Below are 24,920 nucleotides of genomic sequence, written 5' to 3'. Positions count from 1 at the left end.
GGCCATGCCCATGCGTCGCCTGATCGATTTCGTCATGAACATGGACGCCCGCGCCTGGCGGGCGTTGGCGGTGTCCTTCGTCCTGTTCGGCGGGGTGGGGGTGGTGTTCCTGTTCGGGGCGTCGGTCCTGGGCTTCTCCGGCGAGGCGACGGTCGAGCGCTGGCTGGGATCGGCTCATGGCATCTGGGGTCTGCCGGTTGCGGTGTTCGCCTTCGCGGCCCTGGCGTTCCTGGGCGTGCCCCAGTTCGTGCTGATCGCGGCGGCGGTGGTGGCTTTCGGAGCCTGGACCGGGTTCGCCTACAGCTGGATTGGCACGCTGGTCAGCTCGGTGGTGGGATTCTGGCTAGGGCGGGCTTTCGGCGGGCGGCTGTTGCGTGACATTCCGGGCGACGGGGTGAAGAGCTTCATGCGCCTGATCGGACGCAACGGCTTCAGCGCCAGCCTGATCGTCCGCCTGGTGCCGTCGGCGCCGTTCATCGTCGTCAATATGGCGGCGGGCGTGACGCCCATGAAGTTCTGGCACTTCGCCGCGGGCACGGCGATCGGGATCATCCCGAAGATCGCTCTGACCGCCTTCGCCGGCAATTCCATCGTCCAGGCGATGAAGGGCGGCGGCATGGGCCATGTGGGGCTGCTGGTCGGCGTGGCGGCTCTGTGGATCGGTCTGGGCTGGGTCGCCCGCAACTGGCTGAAGAAGCGCGAGCAGGAATAGGCGCGCTGCAGATCTCTCCCGCGAGGATTTGGGGAACGATCTTGCCGAGATGGCGGCCGACAGCCCTATTTCGCGCATTTCTATTGCGCGCGACCCGCTGAATCGGTAGAGAGGGCCCATGCGCCGCAACCGCGACAACCTGCTGCTTCTTGCGCTGGGGCTTAGCCGCCCCTGGGCCGCCGTTTAGCCGCGCTTATCTTCGCGGCCGGCCGCTCAGGGGCGTTCCCAGTAACTGACCCAGCCAGCCGATCCCGCGAAAGACTTCTTCCATGACCGCCTCCGTATCCAGCGCCAAGCGCGACCACGTCATCATCTTCGACACCACCATGCGTGACGGCGAGCAGTCGCCCGGCGCGTCCATGTCTCTGGAGGAGAAGCTGGAGCTGGCGAAGATCATGGAGGAGATGGGCGTCGATGTGATCGAGGCCGGCTTCCCCATCGCCTCCAACGGCGACTTCGAAGCCACCCGCGAAGTCTCCAAGGTCGTCACCGAGAGCATCATCGCCGGCCTGGCGCGCGCCGCCGCCGCCGACATCGAACGCTGCGCCGAGGCGATCCGCCCGGCCAAGCGCGGCCGCATCCACACCTTCCTGTCCACCAGCCCGCAGCACCGCGACCACATCCTGCGCATGTCCATCGAGGACGTGATCGACGCCACCACCAAGTCGGTGACCATGGCCCGCAACCTGTGCGGCGACGTGGAATGGTCGGCCCAGGACGCCACCCGCACCGAGCGCGACGTGCTGCGCCGCTGCGTCGAGGCGGCGATCAAGGCCGGGGCGACCACGATCAACATCCCCGACACTGTCGGCTACACCTATCCGGACGAGTACGGCGCGATCTTCCGCGACCTGATCGAGAACGTGCCCGGCGCTGACGCGGTGATCTTCTCCGCCCACTGCCATAACGACCTGGGCCTGGCGACGGCGAACAGCCTGGCGGCCCTGGACGGGGGCGCTCGCCAGATCGAGTGCGCCATCAACGGCATCGGCGAGCGCGCCGGCAACACCGCCCTGGAAGAGGTGGTCATGGCGCTGAAAGTGCGCGGCCAGACCCTGCCTTACCAGACCAAGATCGACGCGGTGCATATCACCCGCGCCAGCCGCTATGTCTCGGCCATCACCGGCTTCCCGGTGCAGTTCAACAAGGCCATTGTCGGCAAGAACGCTTTCGCCCACGAGAGCGGCATCCACCAGGACGGGATGCTGAAGAACGCCGAGACCTACGAGATCATGCGTCCCGAGGACGTGGGCCAGGGCGCCACCAACCTGGTGATGGGCAAGCACTCGGGCCGCCACGCTTTCCGCGAGAAGCTGAAGGCCCTGGGCTACGAGCTGGGTCAGAACGCCCTGAACGACGCCTTCACCCGCTTCAAGGAGCTGGCCGACAAGAAGAAGCACGTCTTCGACGACGACATCGTCGCCCTGGTGGATGACGCGCTGGCGCGTGGCTCGGAGAAGATCAAGGTCGAGCGCCTGCGCGTCGTGGCCGGCACCGACGGCCAGTCGGCCGAGCTGACCCTGGACGTGGACGGCGAGGTCAAGACCGCCGAGGCGACCGGCGACGGCCCGGTGGACGCGGTGTTCAACGCCATCCACGAGATCGTGCCGCACAGCGCCGCTCTGCGTCTGTTCCAGGTGCATGCGGTGACCGAGGGCACGGACGCCCAGGCCCAGGTCTCGGTGCGTCTGGAAGAAGACGGCCGTATCGCCACCGGCCAGGCCGCCGACACCGACACCCTGACGGCTTCGGCCAAGGCGTATGTGAACGCGCTCAACAACCTGTTCGCGCGTCGGGAGAAGGCACGGCCGGAAACGGCCATCGCCAGCGGCTTCTAGTCCTGGCCGCGCCATCCGGCGCAGGCTAAGCCCCGCATCCCATGCTCTGGATTCCCGTGACCATCGGCGCGGCGACCCTTCAGGTCGCCCGCAACGCCGCGCAACGCTCGGTCATGACCGGGGCGGGGCCCTGGGGCGCGACCCTGGTGAGGTTCCTGTTCGGCCTGCCGTTCGCGCTGTTGTTCGTCGGCATTCTCTGGCTGGCGACGCCTGGGGCGCGATTTCATCCGTCAGCAGCGTTCTTCTTGGCCTGTCTGGCGGGGGCGGGGCTGCAGATGGCCGCCACGGCCTCGATGTTGACGGCCATGCAGAGGTCGTCCTTCGCGCTGGGCACGGCCATGCAGCAAAGCGGCCTGCCGTTCGCCCTGGTCTGGGGTGTTCTGTTTTTCGGGGATCACGTGGGGCCCCTGGTCTGGCTGGGCGGCGGGATCGCCACGCTTGGCCTGACCGCGCTGTCCTGGCCGCGAGGCGGCGCTGTGCATATGCAGCGTGGCGCGGTGCTGTTCGGGCTAGGCTCCGGGGCGATGTTCGCGCTGAGCGCCAACTTCTTCCGTCAGGGGGCGCTGGCGCTGGATCCGAACCATCTGGTGCTGTCGGCCTTCGCAACCGTGGCCGTGGTGCAGGCGATCCAGACCGTGAGTCTGGGTGGTTGGCTGCTCGCCACCAACCGGACGGCGGTGATCGCCGTGGTCGCAGCCTGGCGGCGATCGCTCGGCGCAGGATTCTGCGGCGCAGCCGCGTCGGGTCTGTGGTTCACGGCCATGGCGCTCAGCCCGGTGGGGCCGGTGAGGGCGGTCGGCGTGATCGAGATGCCTATCGCGGCGCTGGTTGGAAGACGCCTGTTCGCTGAACGGCTCAGTTTGCTGCAATGGGCGGCGGGCGGCCTGACGGCGGCGGGCGTCGTGCTCGCCGCGACAGGATGATGAACGGCGCGCGCGATAGGCCTTGAAATCAACTTACTAGCAGGGCAAACGAAGCGAGTTCGGCGGGCCTGAGGGTGAGTCTGGCGATGGCGCGGCCGGGGGGCTTGCGCTTCCGCAGCATCTCCCTGGCGTCCGTGGAGCAAAAATCCGCCCGTCGCCAAAAAAACCCAGTTCCAGGGCCCTCGATGTTCTCATCCCTCTTCGGCGTGATCTCCAACGACATCGCCATCGACCTCGGCACCGCCAACACCCTCATCTATCAGAAGGGCAAGGGCATCGTGCTGAACGAGCCCAGCGTCGTGGCTCTGCGCAATGTCGGCGGCCGCAAGACCGTCCACGCGGTCGGCATCGAGGCCAAACAGATGCTGGGCCGCACGCCCGGCCACATGGAAGCCATCCGTCCGATGCGCGACGGGGTCATCGCCGACTTCGAAGTCGCCGAAGAGATGATCAAGTACTTCATCCGCAAGGTTCACAACCGAAAGGGCTTTGTGAACCCGAAGGTGATCGTATGCGTGCCGTCGGGCGCCACCGCCGTGGAACGCCGCGCTATCAACGACAGCTGCCTGAACGCCGGCGCCCGCCGCGTCGGCCTCATCGACGAGCCGATGGCCGCCGCCATCGGCGCCGGCCTGCCGATCCATGAGCCTACCGGTTCGATGGTCGTCGACATCGGCGGCGGCACCACCGAAGTGGCCGTTCTGTCCCTGTCGGGCATCGTCTATTCGCGTTCCGTCCGCGTGGGCGGCGACAAGATGGACGAGGCGATCATCAGCTACATGCGCCGCCACCATAACCTTCTGATCGGCGAGACCACGGCTGAGCGGATCAAGAAGGAGATCGGCACCGCCCGCGCGCCGGCCGACGGCGAAGGCCTGTCGATCGACGTGAAGGGCCGCGACCTGATGCAGGGCGTGCCCCGCGAAGTGCGCATCAGCGAAAAGCAGGCCGCCGACGCACTGTCGGAGCCGGTCGGCCAGATCGTCGAAGCCGTGAAGGTGGCTTTGGAAGCCACGCCGCCGGAACTGGCCAGCGACATCGCCGACAAGGGCATCATGCTCACCGGCGGCGGCGCGCTGCTGCGCGGTCTGGACGCTGAAATCCGTGACCACACCGGCCTGCCGGTGACCGTGGCCGACGACCCGCTGTCCTGCGTGGCCCTCGGCTGCGGCAAGGTGCTCGAGCATCCCAAGTGGATGAAGGGCGTCCTGGAATCCACGCTCGCTTAAACGCCGTGACGCCCCTGCGTTTCGTCCGCAATGCGGGCTAGACTGGGGCGACACCTGAGTCGGGCGCGGGGGCGCCGGGAGACCCCATAAAGTGGCCTTGAAAGAAGGTCAGTTTGGCGAGTTGAAGGTCCCGCTGACCTGGACGGCGGCGGTGGCCTTGATCGTGGCCGGCATTGTCGCCGTCGCCTTGCTGGTGAATGACCGCCGCGAGACCCTGCAGAACCAGGCCTATGGCGTGACCCGCCAGGCCGTGGACACCGTGGCCGCGCCGGTCAGCGGGGCCGTGGCCGCGCCTGGCCGCTGGACCCGCTCGGTCGTCGATTGGGTCGGAGATTACTTCTTCGCCGTCTCAGACAACCGCAAGCTGAAGGCCGAGCTGGTCGAGATGCGCCAGTGGCGCGACGTGGCCCTGGCCCAGCGCGACATCAACGAACGCTACCGCACCCTGATGGGTCTGCGCACCGATCCGCCGATCCCCATGGTGGCGGCGCGGGTGATCAGCGACAGCCGTGGTCCTTTCGCCAACACCCGTCTGGCTGACGCCGGCGGCGACAAGGGCGTCATCAGCGGCAACCCGGTGATGAGCGAGCACGGCCTGATAGGCCGGGTTGTCGGGGTGGGGGCTAATGTCAGCCGCGTGCTGCTGCTGACCGACACGACCTCGCGCACCCCGGTCATGATCGACCGCACCAACGCCCGCTCGATCCTGACCGGTGACGGCGGACCCAATCCGCGCCTGGAGTATTTGCGCGGCCGCGACCCGGTGAAGGAGGGGGACCGCATCGTCACCTCCGGCGACGGCGGCGTGCTGCCGCGCGGTCTGCCCGTGGGCGTGGCGGTGAAGGGGCTGGACGGCGCCTGGCGCGTGGCCCTGTTCGCGGACTCCACGCCGATCGACTATGTCCGCATCCTGCTGTTCCGGGATTTCGGCCAGCTGGCGGACCAGAAGTCGCTGTCGACCACACAACTGCCGACGCCCAAGACGGAAGATCCTGAAGCGTTCAAGCAGCAGAGCATCCTGGGCAACACCCCGCCGCCGCCCGCGGGCGGAACGACGCCGCCGGCGACCGTGACGCCGGCGCCTGCTCAACCGGCCCCAGCACCCGCCGCGCCCCGGCCTCCGGCCCCGCAGCCGGCGGCCCCCGCGACGACCCCGGGGACGCCGCAGTGAGGCGCGCGGCCGCCGGGCTCAATCCTGTCCAATGGCTGGCCGTGCCGATGCTGATCTGCATCGTCGCCGCGATCCTGTTCGCCATGCCGGCGCGCGCCTTCGGTTTCCAGATGCCGGAGCCCATGTGGGCTCTGGTTCCCGCCTTCGCCTGGGGGGTGATCCGCCCCTCGGTGCTGGCGCCGTTCGCCCTGCTGATCCTGGGCCTGTTCTTCGACGGTTTCTGGGGCGGCCCGATCGGCCTGTGGGCTCTCGCGCTGCTCATCGTCTATGGCGTGGTGATCGCCCTGCGGAACATTCTCAGCGGCCAGAGCGAGCTGATGATGTTCGCCTGGTACGTCGGCTGCATCGCCCTGGCCATGGCCGTGGGCTACGTCTTCATGGTGTTCGGCGAGCTTGGCCGTCCTGGGCCGCTGTCGATCTTCTGGCAGTTCCTGATCACGGTGGCGCTGTATCCGGCCGCCGCCTGGCTGATCGAACGGTTTGAAGACCAGGACGTGCGTTTCCGCTGATGGGCGAACCGTCGATCTTCTTCTCGGAGGTGAACGAGCGGCAGGGGACCTTCCACCGCCGCGCGTTCCTCATGGGCGGCCTGACCGGAATCGGCTTGCTGACCCTGGGCGGGCGGTTGGCGCAGCTTCAGCTTGTCGAGGCGCAGCGGTATCAGAAGCTGTCGGCCGGCAACCAGTTCAACTTCCGTCTGGCGCCGCCGCCGCGTGGCCTGATCCTGGACCGCAACGGCGTTTCGCTGGCGTCCAACCGCCCTAATTTCCGGCTTCTGGTCTCACGATCCAAGGAAATGGACGTGGAGAAGACGGTCGCGGAGCTGGCGCTTTTGCTGCCGATGGACGAGGCGCGCCAGAAGCGCGTGATCCGCGACATCAACAACAGCCCCCGCAACGCCCCCGTAGCGGTCATGGAGGACATGACCTGGGAGGAGTTCAGCCGCATCAATGTGCGCGCGCCGGAGCTGCCGGGCGTGACCGCCGACATGGGCGAGGTGCGGGTCTACCCGTTTGGCGGGGCCTTCGCCCACGTGATCGGCTATGTGGCCAAAATCTCCGACCGCGACCTGAAGGAGGCCGGACCCAACCCCGAGCCGCTGCTGCTGCACCCCGGTTTCCGGATCGGCAAGCAGGGGGTCGAGAAGGCCCTGGATGTTCAGCTCCGGGGCAAGCCGGGCGCCAACAAGGTTGAGGTGGACGCCCGTGGCCGCGTGGTCAGGGCCGATCCGGAGGGGGACATTCCCTCCATCCCGGGCAAGGAGGTTCGCCTCACCCTGGACGCGGACATCCAGAACCGCGCCCTGGAGGTGATGGGGGACGAGAGCGGCGCCATCGTCGTGATGGACTGCCGCAGCGGCGACATCCTGTGCATGGTCTCCGCGCCTAGCTTCGACGCCAACCGGTTCGTGCGGGGCCTGTCCGGGCCGGAGTACCGGGCGCTGGCGGACTATGAGCGCAAGCCCCTGCTCGACAAGGCGCTGAGCGGGACCTATCCGCCGGGCTCGACCTTCAAGACCATGACGGCGCTGGCCTGTCTGGAGGCGGGGATCAATCCGGAGGAACGGGTTCACTGCTCCGGCGGCTGGTTCTTCGGCGGGCGGACGTTCCACTGCTGGGGCCGCCATGGCTCGCAGAACGTCCACGACGCCATCAAGAACTCCTGCGACGTCTATTTCTATACGATGTCGCTGCGGGTCGGGCCGGACAGGATTGCCCAGGTGGCGCGGGCCTTCGGCTTTGGCCAGACTTTCGACATCGGCATTCCCGGCCAGAAAAAGGGCACTGTGCCCGACCGGGAATGGAAGAAGCGCGCCTTCAAGCGCAATCCCGCGAACCAGACCTGGTATCCGGGCGAGACGCCCAGCTATGCGATCGGGCAGGGGGCTCTGGCGGTCAACGCTCTGCAGCTGTGTGTGATGACCGCGCGTCTGGCCAACGGCAAGAAGGCGCTGAATCCTCGGCTTATCAAGTCCGTGGGTGGAGTGGAGCGGCCGCACGGCGACGACGTGCCGGACCTGCCGTTCAGCCAAGAACACCTGAACATCGTGCGTGGCGGCATGGCCGCTGTGGCCAATGACACCGGCGGCACCGCCTATCGCCAAAGCCAGCTTGGCCTGGGCGACGTGAAGATGGCGGGCAAGACCGGCACGGCGCAGGTCCGCTCCTACGGCGCCGGATCGCGAAAGATGACCGGCGTGCCGTGGCGCTTCAAGGACCACAACCTGTACGTCGCCTTCGCGCCGTATGATGATCCACGCTACGCGCTGTCGGTCATCATCCAGCATGGCGGCATGGGCGGCGCCACCGCCGGCGCCCCCCGCGCCCGTGAAGTCATGCGTGTGGCCCTCCTGAAGGATCCCGAGGTCCGCGCCCGCATCGAGCGTCCGCTGCCCATGCCCGAACTGACGCCGGAGACGACCGCGGACGGCGTGGCGCCTGACGCGCCGATCGAGACCCCGACGCCGCCGGCCGAGGCTGCTGCGCCGACGCCTGCTCCCACGCCGGAGACGCCCCGATGACCATGAGCGCCCTGACCCGGCCGGGTGAACGCGACCGGCTGATCGTCAAGTTCAAGGAGATCGACTGGGTCTTCTGCCTGGCGCTGTGCCTGATCGCCGGCGCCGGCATCTTGATGCAGTTCTCCATCGCCGGCGGGTCCTGGACGCCGTGGGCGCTATCGACGGCGGGGCGTTTCGCCTTCTGCTTCGCGTTGATGATCTGCCTGGCGATGATCGACCTGCGGGTCTGGTTCGCCTTGTCATATCCCGTCTACGGCATAGGCCTGATCCTGCTGCTGGCGGTGGAGGTGATGGGCGACATCTCGCTCGGCGCCCAACGCTGGCTGCAATTGGGGCCGGTGCGCCTTCAGCCGTCGGAGATCATGAAGATCGGGGTCGTGCTGGGTTTGGCGCGGTTCTATCACGGCATGTCGGGCGACAGCGCCCGGATGTCCTGGTGGCTGCTGATCCCGGCGGCCATGGTGGGCGTGCCGGTGCTGCTGGTGGCGCACCAGCCGGACCTCGGCACCGCCGTGCTGATCGCCGCCACGGGCGGCGCGATCATGGTGCTGGCGGGCCTGTCGTGGAAGCTGATCGGCGGGGCGGCTCTAGCGGTCGGCCTGGCCATTCCGCCATTCGTGATGTTCGTGCTGCACGACTATCAGCGCAAACGGGTGCTGACCTTCCTCGACCCGGAGAACGATCCGTCGGGTTCGGGCTATCACATCCTGCAGTCAAAGATCGCGCTCGGGTCCGGCGGGCCGCTGGGCAAGGGCTTCGGCCTGGGTTCGCAGAGTCAGCTCAACTTCCTGCCGGAGAAGCACACCGACTTCATCTTCGCGACCCTGGCTGAAGAGTTCGGCTTCGTGGGCTGTGTCTCGGTGCTGTTCCTGTACGGGGCGGTGATCTTCATGGCCCTGCGCATGGCCTCGATCACCCATAGCCACTTCGGCCGTCTGGGTGCTGCGGGGGTCACGGCGACCTTCGCACTCTATGTGCTGATCAACGGGGCGATGGTGATGGGCATGGCGCCCGTTGTGGGCGTGCCCATGGCGATGCTGTCCTACGGCGGCACCGTGATGCTGACCATGATGATCGGCTTTGGCCTGGTCCTGGCGGCGCGCGTGCATCGCTACACCGAAGTGACCAGCGGCAAGGGCACGCTGCTCTAGGCGTAAGGGGCGGGATGGGCGGTGAGCGCACCCCGCCTATCCTGAGCTAGGCCTTGGCGGACACCGGGAGGCGGAACGGCGCTCCCAATCGGTTGAAGGCGTTCATGGCGGCGATGGTGATGGTCAGCTCCACGAGCGTCTTCGGGTCGAACGCCGCCGACGCCGCCGCATAGGCTTCATCCGAAGCGTGGGTCTCGCTGAGACGGGTGACCTCCTCGGCCCAGGCCAGAGCGGCGCGTTCTTGGTCCGAGAAGAGGTGCGGAACCTCATCCCACACCGGCACGAGCAGGACCTTGTCGATGGACATGGTCTTCAGGAGGTCGCGGCTGTGCGTGTCGATGCAGTAGGCGCAGCCATTGATCTGGGACACCCGGAGGAAAACCAGATGGACCAGCTCCTCAGGGAGGCTGGTGTTCTTCGTGACATAATGATGGACGCCGAACAGCGCCTTGGCGCCTTCCGGAGCGACTTCATACCAGGTCAGGCGTGTCATGGGTTTGGATCCTGTCTTTGTGTGATTGAACTTCCGACACGAAGACGAGGCGTGGATCGCGGATGTGACATGGACGGTGAAGTTTATGGTCCCGCAAGCGGCGCCATGGCTTGGTCGTAATTGCCCGCCTAGTCTGACGTCATGGCTGCCATGTCCTTCCTCCCCGGCGCGTTTTTGGGCGATCGGTCCCGCGCGACAGATGTGGCCGGTTTCAAGGTGGGACTGTGGCGGGCGAGCCTGCCGCCGGAAGGCGTTCCCACTCACGTCCATGAGGACGCTCACTTCGTTCTGGCTCTGGACGGCGGCTACCGCAGCCTGGCGCACGATCCGCAAAGCCCACGCGACGCGTCATTTGGGCCGGGCGCCCTGCTGTGGAACCCTCCGGGCGTGGAGCACCGCGACTCCTTCGAGAAGCCGGGCGGTCGTTTTCTGTCTGTCAGTTTCATGCCGCCTAAGGGGGCGGCGCAGGGCGATCCGCTGCGGCTGAGGGATAGTTGCGCCGGGACAGCGGCCCGCCGCCTCGTCGGTCGCCTGGCGCGGTTATCGGCGGGTGACGAGGTCGCGGTGGAGGGGCTGGTTCTCGATATGGCCTCGGCCGTCCTGAGCGCCGGAGAGCTGGATGAAGATCCAGCGCCGGACTGGCTCTTGCGGGCCGATCAGATGATTTGGGACCTCTGCGTTCAGCCCGGGCTTGAGGTGCGGGAGGTGGCTCGCGAGGTCGGGGTTCATCCCGTCAGCCTCGCTCGCCGGTATCGTCGCCACTTCGGCCGTTCCCCGGCCACCGCCATCCGCATCGCCCGGGCGGACCAAGCCGCCGTGTTTGTCGCGCGCGGCGTTGATCTGGCTGAGACGGCTGATCGTGCGGGCTATGCCGACCAGAGCCATCTGACGCGGGAGTTCGGGGCTGTCTATGGTCTGACGCCCGCGCGTTACCGGGCCGCATTCGTCTAGACGGTTTCACCTGTTCAAGACGGCTGGACGTCGGAGCGGCATTGAAGGCTCCTGTTTCGTCGGGGAACTTTGAAATGCGTAATCTGCTGGCCGCCGTCGTGGCCGTCGTTGCCGTCTCCACACCGGTCATCGCCCAGCCTGCCGCTGGAGCTTCGGCCACTGAAAGCTGGGCGGCGATGGATGAGGCGGTTCGCGCCGGCAAGTTCCAGAAGATCACCAGCGTCCTTGTCTCTCGTCGTGGGCAACTGGTCCACGAAGCCTATTTCGACGAAGGCGGAGCGGAGGCGCGGCGCAACACCCGTTCGGTGACCAAGACCGTAACGGCGATGCTGGTCGGCGCGGCCATAACGCGGGGCGATCTGAAGAGTGTCGAGACGCCGGTCGCCCCCTTCGTCAGCGGCCGTCGGCCATTCGAGAACCCAGACCCGCGCAAGGCGCGCATCACCGTCGAGGACTTCCTGACGATGAGTTCGCTGCTGGAGTGTGATGACAACAACTCATTCTCGCGGGGCAATGAGGAGCGGATGTACCTGATCGAGGACTGGGCCAGGTTCGCCCTGGACCTGCCGATCAAGGGCTTCCCCGAATGGACCCCCAAACCGGAGGCGTCGCCCTATGGTCGGTCGTTCAGCTACTGTACGGCCGGCGTGGTGACGCTGGGCGCCGTGGTGCAGAAGGCGACCGGGCGGCCGCTGCAGGCCTTTGCCCACGACGCGTTGTTTGGTCCTCTCGGCATTGAGGGGGAGCGCTGGCAGGCATCTCCGACGGGCATCGCCATGAGCGGCGGGGGGCTGGGGCTGCGAAGCCGCGATCTGTTGGCCTTGGGCCAGTTGCTGCTGGACGGCGGGCGTCGCGACGGTCGCCAAGTATTGCCGGAAGCCTGGGTGCGGTCGATGACCAAACCCCACGTGAATGTGTCCGAAACGCGGGGCGATTACGGCTATCTGGTCTGGCTGCCGACCTATAAGACCGCCGCCGGTTCACATCGGGCCTGGATGATGTCCGGCAGCGGCGGCAATCGGGTGATGGTGTTCCCGGACCTGGAGGCTGTCGTCGTCGTCACGACCGAGAACTTCGGCGTCCGTAACCCTCATGGCGTCACCGACACGCTGCTTACCGAGCACGTTCTGGCGGCGCTGGAACGCTAGCTCAGCGGGCCGCCGCGTCGGTGGCGCGGATCAGGGCGTCGATGACCCCCGGCTCTGTGGACGCGTGGCCGGCGTCCCAGATGATGTCGAATCTGGCCTTGGGCCACGCCTTCTGCAGGGCGTAGGCGCTTTCCAGCGGCGTCACCACGTCAAAGCGGCCCTGAACGATCCAGCCGGGGATGTCGCGAATGCGGTCGATGTTTTTCAGCAGCCAGCCGTCATGCTCGAAGAAGCCGCGGTTGGTGAAGAAGTGGCACTCGATGCGCGCGAAGGCGATGGCGAAGTCAATCTCGTTGAACTTCGGCGGGCGGGCTTCCGGTCCCCGAATGGAGATGGTGTCGCCCTCCCACTGGCTCCATGCGGCAGCGGCTTCGGCCTGGATGGCGCGGTCAGGGGAGGTCAGGCGCTTGTGATAGGCGGCCATCAGGTCGCCGCGCTCGGCCTCGGGGATCGGCTTCAGGAACCGCTCCCAGGCGTCGGGGAACAGCATGGAGGCGCCGTCCTGATAGAACCAGCGCAGCTCGCGCTCGGTCAGCAGGAAGATGCCGCGCAGGACCAGACCTTCCACCCGTTCCGGATGGGTGACGGCGTAGGCGAGGGCGAGGGTGGAGCCCCAGGAGCCGCCGAAGACCGTCCACTTCTCCACGCCCAGCTTTTCACGCAGGCGCTCGATGTCGGCGATCAGCGACCAGGTAGTGTTGTCCTCCAGGCTGGCGTTCGGCCGTGACCGGCCGCAGCCGCGCTGGTCGAACAGGGCGACGCGCCACTTCGTGGGGTCGAAGAAGCGCCGCATGGTCGGGTTGATGGCGCCGCCCGGGCCGCCATGCAGAACGACAGCCGGCTTGCCGTTCGGATTGCCGCATTCCTCGTAGAAGATCTCGTGCGGGCCGTCGGTCTGCATCCAGCCGAAGGCGTAGGCGTCGATCTCGGGGTAGAGGCCCCGGCGGCCGGAGGTGGACATGACGGGGGAGGCGGCGTTGTGATCCATGCCGCCAGCCTAGGGCGCCGCGCGAACGCCCGCCAGCGCTACAGCGGAAAACGCCGGTCGAGCCAGTCGATGAGCGCCTTGTTGACCGCTTCCGGCTCCTCCTGCTGGGTCCAGTGCCCGCTGCCGGGGATCAACACCTTCTCCAGATCGGGAATGAATTGGCCGATGTGATCGGCGGAGGAGGGCGGCAGGACCGCGTCGCGCTCGGCCATGACCATAAGGCTGGGCACGTCCACCCGGGTCGGCAGGTCGGCCGACTTCTCCCAGTTGCGCGTGAAGTTGCGGTACCAGTTGATGCCGCCGGTGAAGCCGGTGCGTTGGAAGCTGTCCACGAAGACGGCGAATTCTTCATCCGACAGGAACGTCTCGCGGGTGTCGAATTTGGGGTCGTAGGCCTCGACCATCCGCACCAGGGGGAAGGCGGAGCCGTCGCCTTCCTTGCGCTCGGTGGCGAAGCCGGCGGATTCACCCTGGTCCGCTGGCGGGCGGCGCAGCATGAAGCCCATGGTCTTGGCCACGTCCGCGCCCAGGATGGCGTCGGCCTCGCCGGGTTTCTGGAAGTGGACGATGTACATCTCCTCGCCCAGGCGCGAACGCATGATGGCGATGGGATCGACAGGCGCGCGGGGAATGAAGGGGGTGTTCAGGCTGATCACCGCGGCCGTACGGTCGGGATGGCGCAGCGGCATCTGCCAGACGACGATGCCGCCCCAGTCGTGGCCGACGAACACGGCCCTCTTGGCGTCCAGGTGATCCAGCAGCCCGACCAGATCGCCGGTCAGGTTCTCCATGTCATAGGCCTCGACCGCCTCGGGGCTGGAGGTGAGGCCGTAGCCGCGCTGGTCCGGGGCGATCACCCAGCGGCCAGCGTCGGCCAGGGCCTTGATCTGATGCCGCCAGGAGAAGGCGAGCTCTGGAAAGCCATGGCTGAACACGATGGGGACGCCGCCGCGCGTGCCGGCCTCGTAATAGGCCATGCGGACGCCGTTGACGTCGGCGTACTGGACGGGCGGCATCATCTGTTCAAGAGCGGACATGGCGTTTCCAAACATTTGTTTGTCGTTGTCGGCCACCCTGACGCGGCGACCGGAGTTCCGCAAGCGCAAGGCGCTTTCATCCCGTGGGCGAGGGGCGTAAGGACGGCCCGTGACTTCCTCTCCCATAGACCATCCCGCCCGCACGCCCTGGGGACTTGTCGTCCTTCTGGGCGCGCTGACCGCCTTCGCGCCCATGTCCATCGACATGTACCTGCCGGCCCTGCCGCAGTTGGCGCGGGACCTGAACGCGCCGCCGGAGCAGGCGCAACTGACCCTGGCGACCTTCTTCGCGGGGATGGCGGTTGGGCAGTTCTTCTATGGTCCGGCGTCTGACCGGTTCGGCCGCCGCATTCCAATCCTGGTGGGGATCAGCGTCTATATCGCCGCTTCCGTCGCCTGCGCCCTGGCGGCGAACATGGAAAGCCTGATCATCGCGCGTCTGGTCCAGGCGCTAGGCGGCTGCGCCGGGGCCGTGGTGGCGCGGGCCGTGGTCCGAGATCGCTTCAACCACGTGGATACGGCGCGCATCCTGTCGTTGCTGACCCTCATCATGGGCCTGGCGCCGATCCTGGCCCCGCTGCTGGGCGGTTGGGTGCTGACGGTGGCGAGCTGGCGGGCGATCTTCTGGGTTCTGGCCGGGTTCGGGGTGCTGTGCGGCCTGGGGGTGATCTTCAGCCTGCAGGAGTCGCGCTCGGAAGAGACGGCGGCCCAGGCGCGATCGGAGAACCCGCTGCGGGCGTTTCAGGCGCTGCTGAGGAACACCCGGCTGCTGGGCTACGCCGCCGCCGGGGCGCTGAACGGGGCGGTGCTGTTCACCTACATATCCGCCTCGCCGGATCTGGTGATCGGGACTTACGGCTTCACGCCGCAGGCCTTTGGCTGGGTGTTCGGGCTCAACGCCTTCGGAGTGATTGGGGCGAGCCAGGTGAATCGCTTGCTGCTGCGTCGCCTGACGCCGGACGCAGTGCTGGCGCGAGCGTCGATCGCGGCGGTGATCTCGGCGGTGCTGCTGACCATCGCCGCCGTGACCGGGATCGGCGGCATGTGGTCGGTTCTTCTGCTGCTGTTCGCGGCGCTGGCGTCCTACGGTTTGATGGCCGGCAACACCATGGCGGGGGCGCTCAGCGTTGATCCGCGTCGGGCGGGGTCGGTCTCCGCCTTGATGGGCGGGGCGTCGTTCGGAGCCGGAGCACTGGCCGCCTGGGCCGGCGGTGCGCTGCACGACGGCACGGCGCGGCCCATGGCGGGTGTGATGCTGCTGTGCCTGGTCGGCTCGATGGCCGCCCTTTACCTGCTGGCCTTCCGCAAGCCTCAGTCGGCCTGAAGTGAAAGGGCGGCCCAGGCCAGGATCGCCCAGCCGATCATGAACGACACGCCGCCGATCGGGGTGATGGCGCCCAGCCAGCGCGGCGCGCCCAGGGCCATGGCGTAGAGCGAGCCTGAGAAGAGCAGGGCGCCGGACAGGAAGAAAGCCGGAGCCCAGCGCGCGCGATGCGCGCCCAGGCTGGCCACCAGGGCGGCGGCGAAGATCGCGAAGCTATGGATGAAGGCGTAGGTGGAGCCGGTGCGCAGCCAGTCCGCGGCCTTGAGGTCCTGGATCCCATGGGCGGCGAAGGCGCCGAAACCCACGGCGAAAAGGCCGTTGAGGGCGGCGAGGCAAAGCCAAGTGCGGCGGTTCCGGAGGGACATGATCTCAAGGCTCCGTTTGTTCAGGCTGTGTCTAAACCAGTTCGCGGGACTCTGCTAAAGGCCCGGCGATGTCCGTGCCGCTTCGCCTCGCCGTGGTCTATTCGGCCCTGTTCCTGGGCACCGGGGTCAGTTTGCCGTTCATCGGCGTGTGGCTGGGCGGCAAGGGGCTGAGCGGCGCGCAGATCGGCCTGATCCTGTCGGCGCCGATGCTGGGTCGAGTGCTGACCTCGCCGGTGCTGGCGGTGTGGGCGGACGGCTTCACCTTGCGGCGGACGCCGATCATCATCTTGGCGACCGGTTCGGCGGTGGCCTACGGCGCGCTTCTGGCCGTGCATGGGCTGGGTGCGTGGATGCTGTGCTGGTTTCTGGCGGCTTCCCTGCTGCCCATGATCACGCCGTTGACCGACGTGTTGACCATGCGCCGGGCGCGCAGCGACGGCTTCAATTATGGCTGGCCGCGGGGCATCGGGTCGGTGGCCTATATCGTCGCCAATGTCAGCATGGGTTTGCTGCTGACCCGGCTGGACGCCAGCATCGTCATCATCTGGTCCGCCGGGGCGGCGGCTTTGACTGCATTGGCGGTCATGGCGGCGCCAAAGGATCTGGTTCACGCGGACGGTGAAAAGGCGGGGCGGCGGGATCGCTGGCGCGGCTTGGGCGACCTCCTGCGCGACCGGACCTTCATGCTGATGGTGCTTTCCGTCGGCTGCATCCAGGCGGCGCACGCCTTCTATTACGGCTTCTCGGTGCTGCTCTGGCGCAAGCAGGGGATATCCGAGGCGGTCATCGGCCTCTTGTGGGGCACGGGCGTCGCCATCGAGGTGCTGTTCATGTGGTTCGGCGAGCGGTGGCGGCGGGCCACCGGGCCGGAGCGGTTGCTGGTGATCGGCGGTCTGGCGGCCGTGATCCGTTGGGGGGCCTTCGCCTTCTCACCGCCGGTCGGAATGCTGTTCCCGCTGCAGACCCTGCACGCCATGACGTTTGCGGCGACCTACATGGCGTCGCTGAACCTGGTGGAGCGCTTGTCCCCGCCACAGAGCGCCTCGGCGGCGCAAACTGTCAGCTCCGCCTTGTCGTCTGGCCTGATGATCGGGTTGGCGACGATCCTGTCCGGTCCGATCTTCGATCACTTCGGCGCGCACGGCTATCTGGCCATGGCGTTGCTGGCGGGCGTCGGCGTGGCTGGCTCCGTGGTCCTGATCCGCCGCTCCAGGGCCTAGATGGTGTAGTCCGCCTCACGGCCTTCCAGCCAGTCGACGATCTGCTCGGCCGCCTCCACCGCCGAGGTGGCGGTCGTGTCGATACGGATCTCAGGCTTGTCCGGAGCTTCATAGGGACTGTCGACCCCGGTGAAGTTCTTCAGCGCGCCTGAGCGGGCCTTGGCGTAGAGGCCCTTCACGTCACGGGCCTCGGCGACGGCGATGGGTGTGTCGATGAACACCTCCACGAACTCGCCCTCGGACAGCAGTTCCCGAGCCAGCTGACGTTCCGCCCGGAAGGGGGAGATGAAGGCGGTGACCACGATCAGGCCGGCGTCGACCATCAGCTTCGCCACTTCGGCGATGCGACGGATGTTCTCGACGCGGTCCTCCTCGGTGAAGCCGAGATCCTTGTTCAGGCCGTGGCGGACGTTGTCGCCGTCCAGCAGATAGGTGTGGCGGCCGTTGGCGTGCAGGCGCTTCTCGACCAGGTTGGCGATGGTCGATTTGCCGGCGCCCGACAGACCGGTCAGCCAGACCACGCGGCCCTTCTGGCTCTTGAGCGCGGAGCGGGCGGTCTTGTCGACGTCCGTGTGCTGCCAATGGATGTTGTCCGAACGGCGCAGAGCGAAGCGGATCAGCCCGGCGCCCACAGTCCGGTTGGACAACCGGTCGATCAGGATGAAGCCGCCGAGGTCGCGGTTCTCACTGTAAGACTCGAACGGAACGGCCTGGTCGAGGTTGATGTTGCAGACGCCAATCTCGTTCAGTTCCAGCCGCTTGGCGGCGTTTTCTTCCAGTGTGTTGACATTCACTCGGTGCTTGATGTCGGTGACGCTGGCGGTGACGGTCCGCGCGCCGATCTTCAGCAAGTAGGGGCGGCCCGGCGACAGGGCGTGGTCGTCCATCCAGACCAAAGTGGCCTCGAATTGGTTGGCGACCGGCAACGGATCCTGTGCGGCGGCCAGGATGTCGCCTCGCGAGATGTCGACCTCGTCGGCCAGGGTCAGGGTCACGGACTGGCCCGCGACGGCGGCGTCGAGGTCGCCCGGCAGGGTGACGATGCGCGCCACCGTGGTCTCGCGGCCAGAGGGCAGCACCTTCACTCGATCGCCCGACCGCACCGTGCCGGCGGCGATCTGGCCGGAGAAGCCGCGGAAGTCGAGATTGGGGCGGTTCACCCACTGGACAGGCATGCGAAAGGGGCGTTCGCGCAGATCGTCATCGACCTCGACGCTTTCCAACCACTGCATGAGGTTTAGGCCAGAATACCATTCAGAGTCAGTGCTCTGCGCTGTGATATTATCACCCATCAGGCCGGAGATCGGAATGGCGGTGAAGGCGTCCAACCCGATCTTGCGGGCGAAGTCGGTGTAGTCGGCCACGATCGCGTCAAAGGCCGCCTGGTCCCAGCCGACCAGATCCATCTTGTTCACGGCCAGGGCCACGTGGCGGATGCCCAGCAGCTTGACGAGGTAGCTGTGACGGCGGGTCTGGGTGAGGACGCCTTTGCGCGCGTCGATCAGGATCACGGCCGCGTCGGCGGTGGAGGCGCCGGTGACCATGTTGCGGGTGTACTGCTCGTGCCCAGGCGTGTCGGCGACGATAAACTTGCGCGTCTCGGTCGAGAAGAAGCGATAGGCGACGTCGATGGTTATGCCTTGTTCGCGCTCGGCGGCGAGGCCGTCCACCAGCAGGGCGAAGTCGATCTCGCCGCCCTGGGTGCCGACCTTTCGGGAGTCGCTTTCGAGGGCCGAGAGCTGGTCCTCGAAGATCATCTTGGAGTCGTAGAGCAGCCGGCCGATCAGCGTTGACTTGCCGTCATCCACCGAGCCGCAGGTGATGAAGCGCAGCAGGGACTTGTGCTGGTGCGCGGTGAGGTACGCCTCGATGTCCTCGGCGATAAGGGCGCTTTGGTGAGCCATCAGAAGTAGCCCTCCTGCTTCTTCTTCTCCATGGAGGCGGCCTGATCGTGGTCGATGACCCGCCCCTGACGCTCGGAGGTGGTGGTGAGCAGCATCTCCTGGATGATCTCGGGCAGAGTGGAGGCCGTGCTCTCCACCGCCCCGGTCAGGGGATAGCAGCCCAGGGTGCGGAAGCGGACGCTGCGCATCTGCGGCGTCTCGCCCGGCTTCAGGGGCATGCGGTCGTCATCGACCATGATCAGCGTCCCGTCGCGCTCCACCACCGGCCGTTCGGCGGCGAAGTAGAGCTGCGGGATCGGGATGTTCTCCAGATGGATGTACTGCCAGATGTCCAGCTCGGTCCAATTGGACAGCGGGAAGACGCGGATGCTCTCGCCCCGGTGCTTGCGGGCGTTGTAGAGGCTCCACAGTTCGGGGCGCTGATTCTTGGGGTCCCAACGATGTTCGGCCGAGCGGAAGGAGAACACCCGCTCCTTGGCGCGGCTCTTCTCCTCGTCACGGCGGGCGCCGCCGAAGGCAGCGTCGAAGCCGTAGAGGTTCAGGGCCTGCTTGAGGGCGGCGGTCTTCATCACGTCGGTGTGGACGGCGGAGCCGTGGCTGAACGGGCCGATGCCCTGGGCCAGGCCGTCGGGGTTGGTGTGGACCAGCAGCTCCAGATCCAGTTCACGCGCCATGCGGTCGCGGAAGGCGATCATCTCCCGGAACTTCCAGGTCGTATCCACGTGCAGGAAGGGGAAGGGCGGGCGTGAGGGATAGAAGGCCTTCACCGCGAGATGCAGCATCACCGCGCTGTCCTTGCCGACGGAGTAGAGCATCACCGGGCGCTCGGCCTCGGCGGCCACCTCGCGCATTATGTGGATGCTTTCAGCCTCCAGCCGCTGCAGGTGGGTCAGCCGCGAAGAGTCGACCGCCGGGGAGGCGGTTGAGGTTACGGGAGCGGCTTCGATATCGGACAGGGCCACGGCGGGTTCCATCAACGCACAATGTTCCGCCGGCCGCGAGCGCGGCGGCGGTTGGGCCCTGTCCTTTCAGCTAGAGAACGGCGCTTGCGGCGGCAAGTCGAACCGGCTTCGAGCGCGGCCATGATTTCTATCGACGCTTTCAGGGCCGGCGCCCGCGCTCGCATGACTGAAAGTTCATGTTTGGTCACGTTGCTTTAAGGCCGCGCTTGCAACATAACCCGGGTTGTCGAACTGGGGATTCTGACTCTTGACCGCGATCGTGGAAATTCTGGCAGCTTTGGTGGTGTCCGCCGCCTGCGCCGCTTTCGCGTCGTTCGGCGTGAACCTGCAGACCCACTCGGATAGCGACCACCTGCGCAAGCGTGAGGCCGGCCGCTCGGTGGCCCGCTCACCGCAGATGCAGCCGGTCTCGGTCAATGCTGGCCAGACCCCGGACGCACTCAAGGCTCGCCGGACCCCGGCCTGACCTCAAGTCGCTGGCCGTCATATCGGTCGGGGATAACCTTCACAGACAGTGCGAAGTGTCTTTGCTGGCGAGGTTTTCGCCGGTAGGCTCGCCGTGCGCGCGAGGTGGGGCCGCCGTGCGCATAGCCCTGTGGTCCTAAGTTCGCATCGTCGCAGGATTTCGGCTGCCGCATGAAGGCTCGTAAGCGCCAACCGCTCGATTTCTCCGTTCTTCCCACCGAACCGCTGGCGGCCGAGACGCCCGCCGCGGCGTCGCCGGAGGCTGCCCCCGAAACCGCGCCTGATCTCGACATGGCCATCGTCGAGGCTCCCGCGGCAGAGACGCCCGTGGTGCAGCCGGAGGTCGAGACCGCACCCGCCGCATCCGCGCCGCCTCCGCCGCCAGTCGAGCCCGTTGCGTCTGCCTTCCGCCTCGACACCCGCCCCGAACCGGCGTCGGGTGGCGGCCTGTTCTGGTTCGCGGCCTGGGCCGTGGCGGCGATCTGGAGCGTGACGCCCATCGCCTTCACGCTGGGCTGGCGCCAAAGCTCCGGTCCCTTCGCTTTCGACGGCTTCACGCTGGGCCTGCTGCTTTTGCTGGGCGTCGGCTCGGCCGCCTTCGTGCTGCTGGCCGCTTATCTGCTGCGCCAAGGGATGCGACTGGCGTCGGAAGCGCGACGCGCCCGACAGATGGCCGACCAGCTGCTGAGCCCGGCCGCCTTGGCCGCCAGCGGGGCCAGCGATGTGGTCGCCGCCGTACGCCTGCAGATCGAGCACGCGAACGCCGCCGCCGCCGAGGCGCGGGAGCGTATGCTCGCCCTGCGTGAGGCTCTGGCTGTGGAGACCGAGCGTCTGGCCGAGGCCGCCGCGACCTCCGCCCGCACCGCAAGTCATCTGGCGGAGAACCTTGGCCGCGAGCGGGAGTCGATGACGACCCTGTCGCAGACCCTCGATGGCCAGGCTTCGTCCGTCACCGACGCCATCGCCCGTCAGGCCCGCATGGTCGCCGAGGCCTCCGACCTCGCCGAGGCTCAGCTTCGCGAGGCCGAGGCGGCCCTGGCCGCCCGCGCCGCCGACATGGCCGCCGCCGCGGGAGAGGCCAACACCGCCGCCCGCACCACGGCTGACGACCTGTCGCGCCAGATCGCTCGTCTGGAAACCGCAGGCATTGGCGTCGGCGAGCAGCTGCGCGCCGTCGAGCTCGCGCTGACCAATCAACGCACCGCCCTGGTGGACGCCGCCCAAGGGCTGCGCGCCGATCAGGAGGACTTCGCCGCCGAGACGGAGACCCGCACGGCGCAGCTTTCGGAATTTGTCGGCCATACCCGTCAGAGCGCCGGGGAGTTGAATGAGATATCGACCCGCGCGGCAGAGACCCTGACCGGCCTGATCGCCAGCACCACCGAGCAGTTTCGTCAGATCGCCGAGTCCGCCAAGGAGGAGCGCGAGGCCCTGGGCATCGAAGCGGGCCGTTCGCTCGGCGCCGTGGCCGAGGCCGCCGCGTCCGAACGCGCGCGGTTGGAGCAGCAGCTTTCCGGCGCCTTCGAAGGGCTGTCGTCCGCCGCCGAACAGGCGCGCAAGGCCGCTGACCAGCACGCCGACGCCGCCATGGCGCGGGTGGACCAGCTCAATGAAGCCGCCTTCGCCGCTGGCCAGAAGGCTGACGCCATCTTCGAGGCGCGCCTGAATGATGCCCGCGAACTGATCGAGCAATCGGCCCTGATGGTCGAGCAGGCCGGGGCCCGCACTGCCCAGAAGCTGGAGGACGGCGTCGGCCGCGCCCGCCATACGCTGGGCGAGCTGGAGGCCCTGATGGCGGAAGTGGCGGATCGCGTGCGCGGCCTGCCCGACGACGCCCTGCAGCAGGCCGAGGCGGTCAAGCTGGCCGTTGAGCGCGGGGTGGGCGAATTGCTCAGCGCCGCCCGTCAGGCCGCCGAGGAGACGCAAGCCATCGACGCGGCCTTCCAGGCCCGGGTGCGCCGCAACTACGACATCCTCAACGAGGCCGCGAGCCGGGTGTCTTCGACGCCCCCCGCCGCGCCGCGTCAGTCCGCCCCGACGCCGGCTCCCGTCGCCGCGCCGCCGGCGCCCAAGGCCCGCGCCGCCCTGCCGGAAGCTGTGCCCGAGCCCGGCGGCCTGCGTCCGCGCCTGAGGCTGACGCCCACCGCCACGGACGAGGAGTTCCGCTCGGTATTCGGCGCCGCCGGCGGGCCGAAGGAGGAGGTTGCGCCGGAGCCGCAGGGAGATCGTGGCGACTGGTCGTGGAAGGACCTGCTGTCCACCATCGACGACGGCTCCGCTGACGATCAGCGCCTTGGCGAAAAGCTGCATGGCGAGATCACCGGCATGGGCATCGACCCGACGGCCTTGCTGCCGCAGTCGCGCCTGGACGACATCGCCGAGGTTCTGAAGACCGGTGACCGGGCCGGGGCGCGGGAGATGGTGAAGAAGCTGGCGCCCGCAGCGACCCGCCGTCTGGTGCGGCGCCTGTTCTCCGACACCGCCCTGCGCACTCAGGTGGACCGTTTCCTGCGTCGCCAGGCGGCGATGATCGACGAGGCGGTTGAGCAGGATCGCGGCGGCTTCCTGGTGGGCGCGCTAGTCGCTTCCGAGGTTGGGCGCGCCTATCTGCTGCTGGAAGCGGCGGCTGGCGACCTGGCCTGATGCGCCTTACCGTAAGCGACGAGCGCTGGCCTATCGCCGGCGCTTTCACCATCGCGCGCGGCTCCAAGACCGAGGCGCGTGTGGTGGTGGTCGAGATCGAGGACGGCGGCCTTGTCGGGCGAGGGGAGGCCACACCCTATGCCCGTTACGGCGAGACCGTCGAGGGCGTGCTCGCTGAAATCGAGCTTGTCCGCGCCGCCGTTGAAGGCGGGCTGGATGGTGCGAGACTTCAAGGTCTGTTGCACGCCGGCGCGGCGCGAAACGCACTGGACTGCGCCCTATGGGACCTGGAGGCAAAGCGGGTCGGGCGTCCGGGTTGGGCGCTGGCCGGGCGCGCCGAACCAGGGCCGGTGGAGACCTGCTACACCATCAGCATGGGTGAGCCGCAAGCCATGGCGCAGGCCGCCGCCAAGGCGGCGCACCGTCCGTGGCTGAAGCTGAAGATCGGCGGGCCCGATGATCTGGCTCGCGTTGAGGCCGTGCGGGGCGCAGCTCCGAACTCGAAACTTGTTGTCGATGCCAATGAAGGGCTGTCGTTCGATGATCTGCGCCGTCTGGCGCCGGAACTGGTCAGGCTGGATGTGCGCCTTATCGAACAACCGCTGAAGGCGGGGGAGGACGAGGCGCTGGAGGGATATGTGAGCCCGGTCCTGCTGTGCGCCGATGAGAGCCTTCATACCCGCGCCGAACTGGCTGCCTGCGCCCGGCGCTATGGCGCGGTGAACATCAAGCTCGACAAGACCGGCGGTCTGACGGAGGCGCTTGCCGTGGACGACGAGGCGCGGGCTCTGGGGCTGAAGGTGATGGCGGGCTGCATGGTCGCCACCTCCTTGGCCATGGCGCCGGCCATGCTGATTGCTCAAGGGGCTGCGGTCGTGGATCTGGACGGGCCGCTGCTTTTGGCGCGGGACCGGGACCCCGGCCTGCGGTTCGAAGGTTCGATCATCCACCCGCCCGTCGCGGCGCTGTGGGGCTGAGATGAAGCGGTTGTTCGACATCGTAGCCGCCGGCGGTGGGCTGATGATGCTTTGGCCGGTCTTGCTGGTGGTGTGGCTGCTCGTGCGGTTCGAGACGCCAGGGCCGGGATTGCATTGGTCGAAGCGGGTGGGGCGGGGCAACCGCCTGTTCCTGATGCCCAAGTTCCGGACCATGCGGATCGACGCGCCCCAGGTGGCGACGCATCTGTTCACCGACGCAGACGCCTTTTTGACGCCCAACGGCAAGGTCCTGCGCCGTTTCAGCATCGACGAGCTGCCGCAGCTCTGGAGCGTTCTGATCGGCGACATGAGTTTGGTGGGCCCCCGACCTGCCCTGTTCAATCAGGACGACTTGGTGGCGCAGCGTACCGCGGTCGGCGTCGATGCTCTGCGTCCCGGTCTGACGGGTTGGGCTCAGATCAACGGGCGGGACGAAATCTCCATCGCCGAAAAGGTGAGGCTGGACCGAGAGTACATGGATCGTCAGTCGCTGGCCTTCGACATCAAGATCCTGATCGCGACCTTCGCGCCAGTGATCAGCGCGCGGAATTTCTCCCGGTAATTCAAAGCGTAGCCGCAACTGTTCGGCGGCGAACGGGTTTGGCGCTCTAGGAGCCAAGACCCATGTCGTCAGAGCGTTATGTCGTCCTCAAGTACCGGGATGGTTGGACCGTAAACATCGGGGCCGACATCGTCAGCCTTCACCCGACGCAGGAGGCCGCCAGCGACGCCGCCCGAATAATGGTGGAGCAAGCCCGCGACGCCGGTCGCGAAGCGGAGTTCGTGGGCGTTCTGAACACGCATACGCACCTCGAAGAGGATCGATAGCGACCCCAGTTCTTCTATTGTGGACGGCCTGCAAGCAGCAGTTTAAGCGCCACCTTACGACACGTCACCC

At 67.4% G+C, this 24,920-nt stretch carries 23 protein-coding genes; 17 read left to right on the top strand and 6 right to left on the bottom strand.

Annotated elements, in window-relative coordinates; translation table 11 throughout:
• Positions 1-10 precede the first annotated feature (10 nt).
• The 8 genes from P7B02_RS12165 to rodA all read left to right on the top strand — a co-directional run bounded on the left by P7B02_RS12165 (position 11) and on the right by rodA (position 9,545).
• Positions 11-712 carry a TVP38/TMEM64 family protein gene (locus tag P7B02_RS12165; RefSeq protein WP_277786604.1) on the top strand — a complete coding sequence of 234 codons (702 nt, stop codon included), beginning with the start codon at positions 11-13 and terminating at the stop codon, positions 710-712.
• A gap of 269 nt (positions 713-981) precedes the next feature.
• Positions 982-2,550, top strand: a complete 1,569-nt coding sequence (locus tag P7B02_RS12160; protein WP_277786603.1) for a 2-isopropylmalate synthase — start codon at positions 982-984, stop codon at positions 2,548-2,550.
• Positions 2,551-2,591: 41 nt separating this feature from the next.
• A complete protein-coding gene (locus tag P7B02_RS12155) occupies positions 2,592-3,473 on the top strand; it encodes a DMT family transporter (protein WP_277786602.1) in 882 nt (293 codons plus the stop codon).
• Positions 3,474-3,658: 185 nt separating this feature from the next.
• On the top strand, positions 3,659-4,702 hold the full coding sequence (locus P7B02_RS12150; protein ID WP_269716901.1) for a rod shape-determining protein: 1,044 nt from the start codon (positions 3,659-3,661) through the stop codon (positions 4,700-4,702).
• 91 nt (positions 4,703-4,793) lie between these two features.
• Complete coding sequence (gene mreC, locus P7B02_RS12145) at positions 4,794-5,873, top strand: rod shape-determining protein MreC (RefSeq protein WP_277786601.1); 1,080 nt, start codon at positions 4,794-4,796, stop codon at positions 5,871-5,873.
• Positions 5,870-6,382, top strand: coding sequence for a hypothetical protein (locus P7B02_RS12140; protein WP_277786600.1), 513 nt, complete (start codon positions 5,870-5,872; stop codon positions 6,380-6,382). The genes mreC and P7B02_RS12140 overlap by 4 nt, the downstream gene beginning before the upstream one ends.
• Positions 6,382-8,394: a penicillin-binding protein 2 gene (gene mrdA, locus P7B02_RS12135; protein ID WP_277786599.1), complete on the top strand. Its 2,013-nt coding sequence runs from the start codon at positions 6,382-6,384 to the stop codon at positions 8,392-8,394. The genes P7B02_RS12140 and mrdA overlap by 1 nt, the downstream gene beginning before the upstream one ends.
• Positions 8,391-9,545 carry a rod shape-determining protein RodA gene (rodA, locus tag P7B02_RS12130; protein ID WP_277786598.1) on the top strand — a complete coding sequence of 385 codons (1,155 nt, stop codon included), beginning with the start codon at positions 8,391-8,393 and terminating at the stop codon, positions 9,543-9,545. The genes mrdA and rodA overlap by 4 nt, the downstream gene beginning before the upstream one ends.
• A 46-nt stretch (positions 9,546-9,591) precedes the next feature.
• Here rodA and P7B02_RS12125 read toward each other — a convergent pair whose 3' ends face one another.
• Positions 9,592-10,038, bottom strand: coding sequence for a carboxymuconolactone decarboxylase family protein (locus P7B02_RS12125; protein WP_277786597.1), 447 nt, complete (start codon positions 10,036-10,038; stop codon positions 9,592-9,594).
• A 201-nt stretch (positions 10,039-10,239) separates the two neighbouring features.
• Here P7B02_RS12125 and P7B02_RS12120 point away from each other — a divergent pair, with 201 nt between their 5' ends.
• Entirely contained in the window at positions 10,240-10,989 is a 750-nt protein-coding gene (locus P7B02_RS12120; protein WP_277786596.1) for a helix-turn-helix transcriptional regulator, read from the top strand.
• A 74-nt stretch (positions 10,990-11,063) separates the two neighbouring features.
• Positions 11,064-12,137 carry a serine hydrolase domain-containing protein gene (locus P7B02_RS12115; protein ID WP_277786595.1) on the top strand — a complete coding sequence of 358 codons (1,074 nt, stop codon included), beginning with the start codon at positions 11,064-11,066 and terminating at the stop codon, positions 12,135-12,137.
• Between the two features lies 1 nt (position 12,138).
• Here the strand turns inward: P7B02_RS12115 and pip are convergent, their stop codons facing one another.
• Both pip and P7B02_RS12105 read right to left on the bottom strand, forming a co-directional pair.
• A complete protein-coding gene (gene pip / locus P7B02_RS12110) occupies positions 12,139-13,125 on the bottom strand; it encodes a prolyl aminopeptidase (RefSeq protein ID WP_277786594.1) in 987 nt (328 codons plus the stop codon).
• A gap of 38 nt (positions 13,126-13,163) precedes the next feature.
• Positions 13,164-14,162, bottom strand: coding sequence for an alpha/beta fold hydrolase (locus P7B02_RS12105; RefSeq protein WP_277786593.1), 999 nt, complete (start codon positions 14,160-14,162; stop codon positions 13,164-13,166).
• 109 nt (positions 14,163-14,271) lie between these two features.
• On the opposite strand from P7B02_RS12105, the gene P7B02_RS12100 reads away from it, so the two are divergent.
• Positions 14,272-15,486 (top strand): multidrug effflux MFS transporter, encoded by a 1,215-nt coding sequence (locus P7B02_RS12100; protein ID WP_277786592.1) that lies wholly within the window; start codon positions 14,272-14,274, stop codon positions 15,484-15,486.
• On the opposite strand, the gene P7B02_RS12095 is transcribed toward P7B02_RS12100, so the two are convergent.
• A complete protein-coding gene (locus P7B02_RS12095; protein ID WP_277786591.1) occupies positions 15,474-15,851 on the bottom strand; it encodes a DUF423 domain-containing protein in 378 nt (125 codons plus the stop codon). The genes P7B02_RS12100 and P7B02_RS12095 overlap by 13 nt on opposite strands.
• 68 nt (positions 15,852-15,919) lie before the next feature.
• On the opposite strand from P7B02_RS12095, the gene P7B02_RS12090 reads away from it, so the two are divergent.
• Entirely contained in the window at positions 15,920-17,071 is a 1,152-nt protein-coding gene (locus P7B02_RS12090) for an MFS transporter (protein WP_277786590.1), read from the top strand.
• On the opposite strand, the gene cysN is transcribed toward P7B02_RS12090, so the two are convergent.
• Entirely contained in the window at positions 17,068-18,975 is a 1,908-nt protein-coding gene (gene cysN / locus P7B02_RS12085; RefSeq protein WP_277786589.1) for a sulfate adenylyltransferase subunit CysN, read from the bottom strand. The genes P7B02_RS12090 and cysN overlap by 4 nt on opposite strands.
• Positions 18,975-19,937, bottom strand: coding sequence for a sulfate adenylyltransferase subunit CysD (gene cysD, locus P7B02_RS12080; RefSeq protein ID WP_431355809.1), 963 nt, complete (start codon positions 19,935-19,937; stop codon positions 18,975-18,977). The genes cysN and cysD overlap by 1 nt, the downstream gene beginning before the upstream one ends.
• 247 nt (positions 19,938-20,184) lie before the next feature.
• Here cysD and P7B02_RS12075 point away from each other — a divergent pair, with 247 nt between their 5' ends.
• The 5 genes from P7B02_RS12075 (at position 20,185) to P7B02_RS12055 (ending at position 24,850) form a co-directional block, all read left to right on the top strand.
• Positions 20,185-20,403, top strand: a complete 219-nt coding sequence (locus P7B02_RS12075) for a hypothetical protein (RefSeq protein ID WP_277786588.1) — start codon at positions 20,185-20,187, stop codon at positions 20,401-20,403.
• A 170-nt stretch (positions 20,404-20,573) separates the two neighbouring features.
• The gene (locus tag P7B02_RS12070) at positions 20,574-23,045 is read left to right on the top strand and encodes a polar localization protein TipN (protein WP_277786587.1); all 2,472 of its coding nucleotides are present in this window, start codon (positions 20,574-20,576) and stop codon (positions 23,043-23,045) included.
• The gene (gene dgcA, locus P7B02_RS12065; protein ID WP_277786586.1) at positions 23,045-24,022 is read left to right on the top strand and encodes an N-acetyl-D-Glu racemase DgcA; all 978 of its coding nucleotides are present in this window, start codon (positions 23,045-23,047) and stop codon (positions 24,020-24,022) included. The genes P7B02_RS12070 and dgcA overlap by 1 nt, the downstream gene beginning before the upstream one ends.
• Before the next feature lies 1 nt (position 24,023).
• Positions 24,024-24,584: a sugar transferase gene (locus P7B02_RS12060; protein ID WP_277786585.1), complete on the top strand. Its 561-nt coding sequence runs from the start codon at positions 24,024-24,026 to the stop codon at positions 24,582-24,584.
• A gap of 62 nt (positions 24,585-24,646) precedes the next feature.
• A complete protein-coding gene (locus P7B02_RS12055) occupies positions 24,647-24,850 on the top strand; it encodes a DUF2188 domain-containing protein (protein WP_277786584.1) in 204 nt (67 codons plus the stop codon).
• The last annotated feature ends 70 nt before the right edge of the window (positions 24,851-24,920 follow it).

It is taken from the genome of Caulobacter segnis (genome assembly GCF_029543125.1).
Classification (GTDB): domain Bacteria; phylum Pseudomonadota; class Alphaproteobacteria; order Caulobacterales; family Caulobacteraceae; genus Caulobacter; species Caulobacter segnis_D.
The sequence above is the reverse complement of the archived record's forward strand: the minus strand, read 5'-3'. Positions and strand labels throughout refer to the sequence as shown.